At 63.2% G+C, this 12,283-nt stretch carries 10 protein-coding genes; 1 reads left to right on the top strand and 9 read right to left on the bottom strand.

Annotated elements, in window-relative coordinates:
• Positions 1-61: 61 nt before the first annotated feature.
• From HZA03_00625 to HZA03_00585, 9 genes are read right to left on the bottom strand one after another with little or no spacing between them, the layout of a single operon-like run.
• Positions 62-1,447, bottom strand: a complete 1,386-nt coding sequence (locus HZA03_00625) for a V-type ATP synthase subunit B (GenBank protein MBI5636454.1) — start codon at positions 1,445-1,447, stop codon at positions 62-64.
• Positions 1,444-3,186, bottom strand: coding sequence for a V-type ATP synthase subunit A (locus tag HZA03_00620; GenBank protein ID MBI5636453.1), 1,743 nt, complete (start codon positions 3,184-3,186; stop codon positions 1,444-1,446). Before HZA03_00620 ends, HZA03_00625 begins: the two co-directional genes overlap by 4 nt.
• Positions 3,183-3,521, bottom strand: a complete 339-nt coding sequence (locus HZA03_00615) for a hypothetical protein (GenBank protein MBI5636452.1) — start codon at positions 3,519-3,521, stop codon at positions 3,183-3,185. The genes HZA03_00620 and HZA03_00615 overlap by 4 nt, the downstream gene beginning before the upstream one ends.
• Positions 3,518-4,522: a V-type ATPase subunit gene (locus HZA03_00610; GenBank protein ID MBI5636451.1), complete on the bottom strand. Its 1,005-nt coding sequence runs from the start codon at positions 4,520-4,522 to the stop codon at positions 3,518-3,520. Before HZA03_00610 ends, HZA03_00615 begins: the two co-directional genes overlap by 4 nt.
• Entirely contained in the window at positions 4,512-5,099 is a 588-nt protein-coding gene (locus HZA03_00605; protein ID MBI5636450.1) for a hypothetical protein, read from the bottom strand. The genes HZA03_00610 and HZA03_00605 overlap by 11 nt, the downstream gene beginning before the upstream one ends.
• A complete protein-coding gene (locus HZA03_00600) occupies positions 5,099-5,314 on the bottom strand; it encodes an ATPase (protein ID MBI5636449.1) in 216 nt (71 codons plus the stop codon). The genes HZA03_00605 and HZA03_00600 overlap by 1 nt, the downstream gene beginning before the upstream one ends.
• A gap of 18 nt (positions 5,315-5,332) precedes the next feature.
• Positions 5,333-7,231: a hypothetical protein gene (locus tag HZA03_00595; GenBank protein ID MBI5636448.1), complete on the bottom strand. Its 1,899-nt coding sequence runs from the start codon at positions 7,229-7,231 to the stop codon at positions 5,333-5,335.
• 15 nt (positions 7,232-7,246) lie between these two features.
• Positions 7,247-7,549, bottom strand: coding sequence for a hypothetical protein (locus tag HZA03_00590; GenBank protein MBI5636447.1), 303 nt, complete (start codon positions 7,547-7,549; stop codon positions 7,247-7,249).
• Between the two features lie 12 nt (positions 7,550-7,561).
• A complete protein-coding gene (locus tag HZA03_00585) occupies positions 7,562-8,287 on the bottom strand; it encodes a cytidylate kinase-like family protein (protein ID MBI5636446.1) in 726 nt (241 codons plus the stop codon).
• Positions 8,288-8,919: 632 nt separating this feature from the next.
• Between HZA03_00585 and HZA03_00580 the strand changes: the two genes are divergently transcribed.
• Positions 8,920-12,096, top strand: coding sequence for a fibronectin type III domain-containing protein (locus HZA03_00580; GenBank protein MBI5636445.1), 3,177 nt, complete (start codon positions 8,920-8,922; stop codon positions 12,094-12,096).
• Positions 12,097-12,283: the final 187 nt, after the last annotated feature.

Genomic DNA, 12,283 nt, shown 5'->3' with positions numbered 1-12,283 from the left:
GCACCATCTGGCGCCTGAGGTTCAGCAGTTCGATCCGGCTTTTTTTCCGTTGCGCCACCGGCTACTCCTTCGGCCTGTATTTTTCGATGAACGCGCGGCGTATGCGGATAAGCTCCGCCGCCGGCATTTCGGCCAACAGCTTCCAGCCGATGGCGAGCGTTTCCTCCAGCGGGCGGTTGTCGTCGCGCTGGTGTATGAACGTCTTTTCAAACCGGCCGGCGAACTGGAGGTATTTTTTATCCATGTCGCTTAAACCCTCTTCGCCGATGATGGCCGCCACGCGCCGCTGCTCTACCCCGCGGCTGTAGCAGAGGTACAGTTGGTCGCTCCACTCCTGATGGTCTTCGCGCGTTTTACCCGCGCCGATGCCCAGCTTCATCAGGCGCGAGAGCGACGGCAGCACGTTGATCGGCGGAAAAACCCCTTTGCGGTGCAGGGGGCGGTCCAGCACGATTTGCCCTTCGGTGATGTAGCCGGTGAGGTCGGGAATCGGATGCGTGATGTCGTCGTCCGGCATGGTGAGTATCGGCAACTGGGTGACGGAGCCGGGGAGGTCTTTGATGCGCCCGGCCCGTTCGTAGATGGTGGAGAGGTCGGTGTACATATAGCCGGGATAGCCGCGCCGCCCCGGAATCTCCTCGCGCGAGGAGCTGATCTCGCGCAAGGCGTTGCAGTAGTGCGTCATGTCGGTCAGCACCACCAGCACGTGCATGCCGAGGTCGAAAGCGAGGTATTCGGCGGCGGTGAGGGCGTAGCGCGGCGCGAGCAGCCGCTCCACCACCGGGTCTTCCGCGCGGTTCATGAATACCACGCTGTGGGCGATGGCGCCGCTTTCCTCGAACGTGTTGCGGAAAAATTCCGCCTCCATCGCGGTGATCCCCATCCCGGCGAAGACGATGGCGAACTCCTCGCCCTCTTTCAGCACGCGGGCGTTGGTGATGACGTGGGCGGCCAGCTCGTTGGCGGGCAGGCCCGCGCCGGAGAAAACCGGCAGCTTTTGGCCGCGGACGAGGGTCGCCATGCCGTCGATGGCGGTGATGCCGGTCTGGATGAAATCCGCCGGCACGTCGCGCCGTATCGGGTTGATGGCCCTGCCGCCCACATCGCGCCGCGCCAGCGGAGCCACCGGCCCGCCGCCGTCCACCGGCCGTCCCGCGCCGCTGAACATCCGCCCCACGATGAGCGGGGAGAGGTCCATCGTCAGCCCTTCTTCCTTGAGATGCACCACGGTGGTGGCGGGCGATATTTTATCGGCGCCGCCGAACACCTGTATCACCGCGAGGTCTTCATGCAGCTCGATGATCTGTCCGGCGCGGCGCGCGCCCCCTTCCAATTCCAGTTCCACCAGTTCGGACAGCCCGGCGTCTTTCACGCCGCGGACGAAGACCAGCGGCCCCCGCACCGATTCAATGGCGCGGTACGAGCGGGTGAGCAGGTTATCCGTCATGCTTCCTCCCTGGCGAACCACGCCGCCGTTTGCGCCTTGATTTCCACCGATTCCTTGTCGAGTTCCTCTTCGGACATCTCCTTTGCGCGAAGCACCCGTTCCACCATCGGCGCGGCCAGTATTTTTTCCAGCGCCGCGCCGCCGCGCTGGGCGGCGTCCATGGCGCGGGCGTAGCGCAGGAAGAGGGTGAGCAGCTTGAGCTGCCGCGTCAGCGCGCAGAACGAATCGGCGGGACTGGCGGCGCTCTGGCGCAGGTAGCCTTCGCGGATGAGGCGCGCCGCTTCGATTGCCACGCGTTCCCGTTCCCCCATCGCGTCCATGCCGACGATGCGGGCGATATCCAGCAGCTCCTCTTCGCGTTGCAGGATGGCGTTGGCCTCGCTTACCAGCGCGCCCCAGCCGCGCGCGGCGTTCGCATCGTACCACGCCGCGAGACTGGGAGCGGCGAGGGAGTAGCTGGTGCGCCAGTTGATGGCGGGAAAGTGCCGCTGGTAGGCGAGGTCGTAGTCCAGCGCCCAAAATGTGCTGGCGGTGCGCATCGAGGCTTGGGTAACCGGTTCGGAAAAATCGCCGCCGGGGGGCGAGACGGCCCCGATGACGGTGATGGCCCCCTGTTCCTCCGGGCGGCCGTGGCATTTGAAGCGTCCGGCCCGCTCGTAAAAGGCGGCCATCCGGCTTGCGAGGTAGGTGGGGTATCCCTCTTCGCCCGGCATTTCCTCCAGGCGCGACGAGATTTCGCGCAGCGCTTCGGCCCAGCGCGAGGTGCTGTCCGCCATCAATGCCACGCGCAAGCCCATGTCGCGGTAGTACTCGGCGATGGTGACGCCGGTATAGATGCTTGCCTCGCGCGCCGCCACCGGCATGTTGGAGGTGTTGGCGATGAGCACCGTGCGCTCCATCAGCGGACGGCCGGTGTAGGGGTCTTTCAGGCGGGGGAACTCGTGCAGCACGTCGGTCATTTCGTTGCCGCGTTCGCCGCAGCCGACGTAGACGATGATGTCGGCGCCGGCGAACTTGGCGATAGTCTGCTCCAGCACCGTCTTGCCGGTGCCGAAGCCGCCGGGGATGATGGCGCTTCCCCCTTCGGCGACGGGGAAAAGGGTGTCCAGCACCCGCTGGCCGGTGATAAGCGGCACGGTGAACGGGAGCCGCCCGCCGTTGGGCCGCGGCTCGCGGATGTTCCACCGCTGGCGCAGGGTGAACTTGTGGCCGCCGTCCAGTTCCGCCACGGTGTTCACCAGCGAAAAGTCGCCGCCGTTGATGAACGCTATTTTCCCGCGCACGCCGGGCGGGGCCATGATTTTGTGGGTGACGGCCTCGGTCTCCCGCACCGTGCCGATCACCGTTCCCGGCTCCACCGCGTCGCCCACCTTGAGCGACGGGATGAAATGCCATTTCTTTTTGTGGCTGAGCCGCTTCACCGCCGCGCCGCGCCCGATGAAGTTCCCCCAGTGCGCGTGAAGGTCTTGCAACGGGCGCTGGATGCCGTCGAAGATGCTTCCCAACAGGCCCGGCCCCAGTTCCACCGAGAGCAGCTCTCCGCTGCGCAGAACCGGCGCGCCGGTCTTGAGGCCGTGGGTTTCTTCATACACCTGAATTACCGCGTGGCCGGGATCGATGCGGATGATTTCCCCCAGCAGACGTTCGTTTCCCACCTGCACCACTTCGTGCATGAAACAGCCGTCCAGGCCGGCGGCCCGCACGGTGGGGCCGGAGATGCTGGCGATATGTCCCCTCATAGTTTTATCTTCAGGTGGTAGCCGATGGCGCGCTGTATGATTTCCGCCGCTTCGTCGGCCGGTTCTTCAGCGCCGGCCCATTCGCCGGGAAAACGGTAAAAGACCGTCAGGGGAAATGCGGCGGCGGCCAGCGTCTTGCGAAGCGGTTCGGCGATCCATTCCCGCATCTGTTCCGGCAGCGCCACCACGCCGGTTTCTTTTTCGGCCAGCGCGCGCGCCAGCGTTTTGTTGAGCGCTTCGCGGTCCGCCGCTATGGCAACGTGCGCCCCCCCCAGCCGAAAGCCGAGATCGTGTCCCCACGGGGCGACCACCAGCAGCTTCATCGGCTTATTCATGCCAACTGCCTCCGCACCAGATACCCCGCCGCTTCGGCCGCCTGCGCGCGGGCCATTTCGGAAAGCCCGATGGCGAGTTTAAGGCTCATGGTCATCACGTCAAGTTCTTCGAAAAAGACGAGTATCTCATACAGGCCGGTGGGGCGGGCGATGGCCCCCAGCTTCCATTTGCGCAGGCAGGCCCGCCGCAGCCCTTGCGCGAAATCCGCCAGCCCCTCGCGGTGGCGCAACGGCAGCCCCAGCAGACGCGCCGCCTCGCCGCGGTACTCCGCCTCGCTCATCGCCGTCATCCGGGCGAATTGGGAAAAGCGGAGGCGGCCCGGCCCGTCCACGAAGTACCGCCGCGGGCCGCCGTCCGGCACACGGCCGCGGATGAGCGCGCCGGTGTGGAGGTTTATGATGTCGTTCCAGTCGGAAAAATAGCTGCCGCATTGCGCGGCGGATGCATGGTTGTGTTTGAGCCATGCGTTGAAGTAGAAGCGTTCCATGTTCATTTCCGCCATCGCGGGTTCCAGTTTTTCGTCCACCGCGCCGGCGAAGGGGTGTCCCGCGCGGGCGAGCGCCGCCTTGAATTGCGCCACGGTATGAATCTCGCCGAAACGCGCGATCCATTGCGCGCCGTCGGCAAGCGGGAGGAAGCGTATCCGCTTGTCGTAGACCGGCTCCCCCGTCCGGATGCAGCGGAGCGCGTCTTTGATCTGCTCCATCTCCATCCGGGCGAAAATGAAGCCGCAGGCTTCGGGGTTCCATTGGCGCAGCAGCGCCGCCGCCCTTTCGATGACCGTCAGCCGTCCCTCTTCCACGGCGCGCAGCGCGGCGGCAACGGTGATGCCGCGGCCGCGGCTTTTGAGGCGATCCGCTTCGTCCGCAAAGACCGATTCTTCCAGCACCAGCATGATGGAGGAGATGTCCCGTCCGGCGGCGACCGATTCGATTTCGGCATCCGGCACGAAGCGGCTGTGCAGGCCGCGCAGGCGGGTGGCGACGTATTCAAATCCCATGTTTCACCGCCTCGGCTATGGCGCGGCCGTATGCGGGACCGCCGTTCCGCCAAGCCTTTTCAAAGCGGGTGTCAAAGGTGGATTTGACCGCCGCCCGTCCGCCGGGGCCGTAGGCGGCGAAACCGTCCACGATGGCGGCATCGGTTTCGAGCGCCGCGCCGTTTTCCAAAGCGTCCTTGAGCGCCTCCGCGGTGCGCGCGTCGGCCGCCACCCGTTCCACCCCCCCCAGTTCGGCGGCGGCAATCCGGTATTGGGCCGCGGCAAAATCGGCGTAGGCGGGGGTCAGCATAAATTCGCGGAAGAGGGCGCGGCATTCCTCCCGCACGGCGGCCGCGTAAGCCTGTTCGGCCGCGGCGAGCCGCTTGCGCGCCGCGGTTTTTTCCGCGCCGCTCCGCAGCGCTTCTTCCATCGCGCGGCATTTGGCTTCGATGCGGCCGGCCTCTTCGCCGAGGGCCGCGAGATGTCCGTCCGTTTCGGCGCGAATCTCCGCCGCGCGGCTTTCGGCCCCGGCCAGCAGGGCCGCTTCTTCCTTGGCCGCTTCGCTTTTGAGCGCGGCGGCCAGCTCTTCAATTCCCATCAGCTAAGGAGAATCATGATGGCGATCACGAAGCCGAGGATCACCATCGTTTCGGGAATGGCGAGAAGGAGGATCATCAGGCCGGTCAGCTCTTTGCGCTCGATGAGCGCCCCCACCGCCGCCGCGCCGATTTTCCCCTGCACGTAGGCGGTGGCCAGCGCCCCCAGCCCCACGGCAACGGATGCCCCCAGATACTTGAAACATATTTCGGTCATTGCATACCTCCACCAAATTTACATTGTGCGGAACGGCTCATACCGCCGGTTTCCCATTTTATAGAATTGATTGAAAAACTCCACATAGTGGAGCCGGAGCGACTGGATGGCCGGGCTTAAAAGCCCCAGCGCGAAATTCACCAGATGCAGCGCCACGGCGGCCACAATGCCCCAGAGCACCCCGCCGGACATGGTGTAAAAATCGTCCGCCACGTCGGCCAGCATGACGGAGGCCAGCCCCAGCGCCATCAGGCGTGAATAGGAAAGGATGTTCGAGACGAGCTTCGGTATCTCCAAAAGTTCTTTCATCCCCCCGGCCGCCACCTTCAGCAGCGGCGGCGCGGCGATGAGTCCCGCGTGTTCCCACGCCAGCGGTTTTTTTGTGATGGCCAGGAAAGCCACATATGCGGCGGCCCAAATGGTTGCCGCGTCGAGGAAGTTCAGCGCCGCGTGCCGCCAGCGGCGTTTCAGGGCGAGCATCGCGCCGCCGACGAGGTTGCCGACGGTGAGGTGCAGGCCGCCGAGCGCCAGCACGGCTATTTCGGTGGCGATGATATCGCGCTTGCGGTCAAAAAACGGCGGGGGCAGCCCGATGCCGCCCCACAGCTTGCCGAAGAACTCGCCGTAAAGAACGCCGAAGGAAAACGCGCCGATGCCGCAGAAGGCGATGAGCGCGGTGACGTCGTTCCAGAGCGGCACGCCGGCGCGGCGCATCCGGAAAAAGAGCGCCATGCCGAACATGATGAGCGCATAGCCGACATCCCCCAGGATGAGGCCGAAGAAAAGCGGGAAGAAGAACATCATCATCACCGTCGGGTCCACGCTGCCGTAAACCGGCGGGGGGAAGAACCGGAGCAGCCGCTCGAACGGTTTCGCCCAGCGTCCGTTGCGCAGCAGCACCGGCACGTCGGGGTATTCGTCCGGGTGCGGATCGGCGGCCATCACCAGCACGCCGCCGCCGAATGTTTCCCGCATTTCGTTTTCAAGCCCTTCGCGCGCCTCGCGCGGGATCCAGCCGGATATCCAGAAGGTGCGTTCCGAGCGGGCCAGGAAGCTGCGCACCCGCAGCCGTTTCACCGCCCAGTCCAGCCCCTTTTCGGCGGTTTTGAGAAGGGCGGAGTAACGCACGGCGTATTCGCGCAGTTCCAGCGCCGCCTGCTCCACGCCGGCTTCGGCCCGCGTCTCGCGCTCGAAGAGGGCGGTGAGCGTATCGGCGAATGTGGCCCGCTCGTATTCGGGCGGGACGCTTATCGTGTGGATGCGTCCGGCCAGGCGGGCGAAGACCTCGTTTTGCGCGCGGACCCGCAGCGCGGCGGGGTAGACCAGCAGCAGCGCGGTATATCCTTCTTCGGTGGCGCCGCGGAAGACGGCGTGGCCGCCGCCGGTAACGGCGGTCAACGCCTTGTCCAGCGCCGCTTCGGCCTCAGCCGCCGCCTCGCGCAGGATAAAGCCGGATATCTCCACCCCCCGCATGGCGGCGGCGGTCTCCACCAGCGGCTTGAACTCCTCGAACATCCGGCGGTAGATGCGCAGTTGTCCCAGCTCGTCTTCAAGGCGGCGCTTGCGCGCGGCGGCGTCGAAGATGCCGTTGCAGATGACGGTGGCGCGGGCGTGGAAACCGCCGGAAAGCCAGTCTTCGCTTCCCGGCTCGAAGGCGATGAGTTCGCGGTGGGCGGGATGGGCGTGGGCCAGCATGGCGAGCGCCGATTTCACCTCGAACAGGAGCGATTCGCCCCGCCCCAGGCGTTCTTCGTCCCCGCGGCCCAGCATGCCGGTGGCCAGCCCGCTGGCGGCCAGAAAGGGGTCTTCGCGGGAGTTGGTGACGTGGAGGGTTCCCGCCCTGTGCAGGAGCTTGAGCGCCGGCTCGACAAGCGTATTGGAGCCGGCGACCAGCAGGCGTTCCATCGGAACGATCATGCGCTCCTCCCGCTGTTAGCGGCCGGTAATGACGTTAAAAATCTCCCGCGCCAGTCCGGCGACGACCGCTTTGTCCGGCGCGAAATCCCCGGCGGGCCGCGGCGTTTCCGGCTCTTCCGCGCGGCGCGCCCGGACATCAAGACGGCAACGCAGTTGCGCCAATTCGCCCTCTTTCAGCCGTATCCGTTCGCCGGCCTCGGCGCGCGCGCGGTCGACGGTTTCTTCCGCCCGCCGCCGTATCTCTTTGAGCCGGCGCTCCATGCCATCCTCAAGGGTTTTAATTTCCCTTAACGCCAGTTTACCTTCGGGCAGATCCATGGAGCCGCGTCCTTACTTGAAGAACCCCCTGCTTTCGCAGTAGTGGAACATGGCCGCGGCCATCATGTCCGGCGTGTTTTTATCGTTGTTGAGCATCATGTGGTAGAGCAGCGGGTCGGCGGCGGATTTCCCCGTGAAATCCTCCACGAACTTGTTCCGCGCGTCCTGCTTCATCTTGAGATGGTCTTCCGCCTCCGCGCGCCCCAGGTGGAACTTCTCCATGGCGGATTTGAGGCGCCACGGATAGGATGCGTATATCCGCACATGCGTGCCGGCGAACTTGGAGGGGTCGAGTTCACCGGTGATGATTTGTGAGCCGGCGCCGACGATGATGACGTTTCCCTTTTCCGCGAGGTTCAGCAGGAGGGTTCGCATCCGTTCGAACACCTGCGATTGCACCGATTGAAGGTAGTCCGGCACCAGCCCGTCGATGAACCAGTTCATGAAGGAGTAACGCTTTTCGCTGACCTGGCTGATGAGGTCGGCGCCGAGTTTTTCATCCTGGGCCAGTTTTTGGATCATCTGGTTGCTGAAGACCAGCCACTTGTTGCCGGGGTGTCTGGCGTTGATCAGTTCCTGCAGCTTCCCGGCGGTGGGGAACGCATCGCACCCGTATTCGCGGGAGAGGGTGATGAAGTGGGAAACCTTCAGCGCCGACGCGGCTTTCGCGCGGTCTTCCAGCCATGAATGGTATGCGTCAACGTTAAAAGCCGGCTCTTTAGTTTTCTGGTTAATCATCGAAATTTGTTCTCCATGTCAAAATAACCTTCATGCATCCCCCAATGTCGCCGTGGAGAATGAATCCGCGCCCTTCCCCTACCCCAACGATATTGAAACCGGGGACGTTTTTCAAGAGATTTCGTCGGCCCAAAATCCGCGGCCGGGGGAGGGGGCGTACGGCGGCCCCCTGGCATACCGGAGGAAGTTTGGGGAAAACGGCGGGAAAGCCCGCCGCTATCCCGGTTTCGCCAAAGCCCGCGCGGGGCAAGCGTCGGCGGGCATGGAACATGCCCTCAAAGCGGATGCCGCGCAAAAGCGGCCTTTGGGTAGTGGGTCAGTTTGAAATTAACTTTGGTAACAGAGTAGTCCCCTCCTTTGCAAGGAGGGGATACAGGGGAGGTTTTTAACCCCTCTTGCACCTCCCCTTGCAATGCAAGGGGAGGAAAAAAACGGGATAATTCAAACTGACCCACTACCGGTCTTTGAGGCCTTTGAGGTCTTTGAGGGGTATTGTCGTATTACCGGTGGTGAGAGTATAGTTATTTGCGTGCTTTGGGCGCGCGGGAGGGGGAAATGAACTGCGGGGAGCAAGGTAAAAAGAGGTTTTGACATTGATGATTGTTTCATCCCCGGCTTTTCGCCGTTATTTTGTGAAGCCTGTTATTTTTCCGCTTATTTTTTCCGTTTTTCTTGCATCCTGCGGCGGTGGCGGCGGCGGTACAACCTCCACCGGTCCATCGGCAAAGGTAACGATCACCGGCACACTTTCATCTGTTGTGACGGCAAAACCGTCCATTAACGTTTCGGCGGCCGGCCGCGCACTTTCGGGTATTGCTTGGGCGGGCGCCACGTTGCAGGTGATCGACGCCTCCGGCGCGGTGATTGGCGCCGGCACGGTAAATGCCGATGGCACGTATGCCGTTTCGGTCGCGCCGGGCGGCAACTATATCATTCGCGTCCAGAGCGGCAACCTTGTCCTCAAGGCGTTTGTGCCGGACGTATCGGCGAACGCGTCGGTGAACGTAACGCCAACGACCACGGCGGAAGTGATGGTGCTGGCGCAAGTGCTGGGCGTGGCGAATGTCGGCGACCCCGGCGTGAATGCCGCGGCGGCATTCTCCTCGGTCAACGTGGGCGCGGTGGTAACGCAGATAACGGCAAACCCGAACATAGCGTCGGTGGCAAACACGCTGGCGGCGAATATCGCGGCCTATTACGACGCCGCTTCCGGCACGGCCTCCATCGGCGCGGCCGACACGGCGGTTTCGTCCGCGGTGACCGCGATATCGGCGGCCGTTTCCACCACCGCCGTTCCCTCCGCACCCTCTCCGCCCGCGGGGATAGGGGTTGCGGCCGGCAATGGTCAGGTGATCATTACATGGACGGCCGTAGCCGGAGCGGCTTCTTACAACGTCTACTACCGGACGGCCGCCAATGTGACCACCGCCAACGGAACGAAAGTGGCCAACGCCGCTTCCGGCGGCGCGATAACCGGCCTGACGAACGGGACGGCGTATTACTTCGTGGTGACGGCGGTGAACGCCGGCGGCGAGAGCGCGGTATCCGCCGAGGTGGGCGCTACGCCGCAGGTTCCCATTCCCGGCGTGCCGTCGGGAATTGGCATAACAGCGGGCAACGCTCAAGTGGTTTTGGGTTGGACTGCCATAGCCGGAGCGGCTTCTTATAACGTCTACTACCGGACGGCCGCCGGTGTGACCACCGCCAACGGAACGAAAGTGACCACCGCCACCTCCAGTTGCGTGATCACCGGTCTGACGAATGGGACGGCGTATTACTTTGTGGTGACGGCGGTGAACGCCGGCGGCGAGAGCGCGGTATCCGGCGAGGTTAACGCCACGCCACAGAATCCACCCGGCTCTTGGACGACGAAAGCCTCAATGGTGAATCAGCGCGATAACGCGGCCAACGCCGTCTTGAACGGCATCATTTACGTTATGGGGGGCGCTCCGGCCGGCGTCGGCATTCTTGATTCGATGGAGGCTTACGACCCGGCGGCGAATAGCTGGACGACAAAAGCCGCCATGCCGGCGTGGTCGACGATTTCCATCACGCCGCCGTGGTCGGGAAGCGTTTACGGCCCCCCGGCCTACCGGTATGGCCCGGCCGCTGCGGCGGTAAACGGCTTAATTTATCTCATCGGCGGCACCAGTCTGGTCAACGGCCAAGGCCCGATCTATCCTATCGCCGTATACAATCCAGCGACGAATACTTGGTCTTCAACAGTGCCGGGAACCGGTACGACATTGGCACCCATCCCAACCGGGCGTTGGGGATTTGACGTGGCCGTGGTGGACGGCCTGATTTATGCCGTCGGCGGCGCGGTGCGGGTTCCGGGGGGCATAACCACGCTGGACTACACGACAAAGATCACGGGCGCGACAATAGTTGCGGGTCCGCCGGTCAGCACCACAATCACCGGCCTCACCAACGGTAAGAACTATTCCTTCATTGTCACGGCGGTAAACGGCACGGAAGGTGCCGCGTCGTTTGAAGTTTCCGCCACGCCACAGGCTTCTTACACGGCTGGAGCGATACCCGCCAACCTAGGCACCGCGGCGGGGAATGGACAGGTAACTATCAGTTGGACGGCGGTAACGGGCGCGGCCTCTTATAATGTTTATTACAGCACCAAGCCGGGGGTAACGACCTCCAGCCTTACGAAGGTGACAGGGATAGGCACCACCTCGACCACCGTGACCGGCCTTGCCAACGGGACGAAGTATTACTTCATCGTCACGGCAGTAGTTGGTGGTGCCGAGACTGTGGCATCAAGCGAAGTTTCGACCACGCCGCAGGCCACCCCCGCCGCATCCGTGCCATCGAATGTTGCCGTAACGGGGGGGGATACGCAGGTGACCTTAACCTGGACAGCCCCAACGGGGGGCGCGGCATCCTACAACGTCTATTACGGCACCAGCGTTAACATCTACTACGGCACGGTGGAGGCGTATGATCCCGTGGCAAATACTTGGACGGCGAAAGCCGCAATGCCGACCCCGCGCTGGGGATCGACCGTCTCCGTGGTGAACGGCCTCATCTATGCCATAGGCGGATGGGGCGGATGGCCGGAGCTTTCGTTGGTGGAGATTTACAACCCGGCCACAAATACGTGGTCGACAACGGTGCCCGTGACCGCCGCCACCACGGCCATCGGGACGGCCGGTGCGGCGCTGGCCCCCATGCCGACCGCGCGCGACGACTTTGGCTTTGCCGTTGTGAACGGCGTTATTTACGCCATCGGCGGCGACGTTAATACGTTTGACAACCCCGCCCGTATCCCCTGCTGCACGACAGTGGTGGAGGCGTATGATACCGTGACAAACACTTGGTCGACAAAAACCCCTGCGCCAACCATACGCGATGACTTCGACGCTTCCGTAGTGGACGGTGTAATTTACGCCATCGCGGGAAGCCGGGACGGTAAATTCACCGGCACCGCAACGGTCAACCCGGATCCGGCTTTGGATGCGGCGTGGCTTGCCGCTAACGATGGAGGGTTTTCATTAACAACGGTGGAGGCTTTTAGTCTTTCCAGCATCCCCGTTCCGGCGGGTGTAACCGCCGCCACCGGCGCGAATCAGGTATCCCTCAGTTGGAATGCCGTGGCCGGCGCAACGTCGTACAACATTTATTGGTCGAATAAAGCCGGCGTCTCCACCACCGCCAACAGCACGAAGATAACGGGCGTTACCTCTCCGCACGTTCATACCGGCCTCACCCCCGGCACGTGGTATTACTACGTCGTTACCGCGGTAACCGCATCGGGAGAAAGCCTCCCATCCAACGAAGCCGCCGCCAAACCCTAATTCGCCGCCCTCCTTGCCCCTAATTTAAGGGGAATAAATGCCCCATTTGAGCTTAATGTAACCCCTTCGTATTACAGCTTTTTCCTCTAAAAAAATTCCTGAAAAATACGTCGTTTAGGTGTTGACATATTTCAATGGTGTGCGAAAATGTGTTCCTAAGTGTACTAAAGTGGATGGAAGTGTAAAA

The sequence above is a fragment of the Nitrospinota bacterium genome (genome assembly GCA_016217735.1).
GTDB lineage: Bacteria > Nitrospinota_A > UBA7883 > JACRGQ01 > JACRGQ01 > JACRGQ01.
Note: the sequence above shows the minus strand (reverse complement) of the source record. Positions and strands in the feature narration are given on the sequence as shown.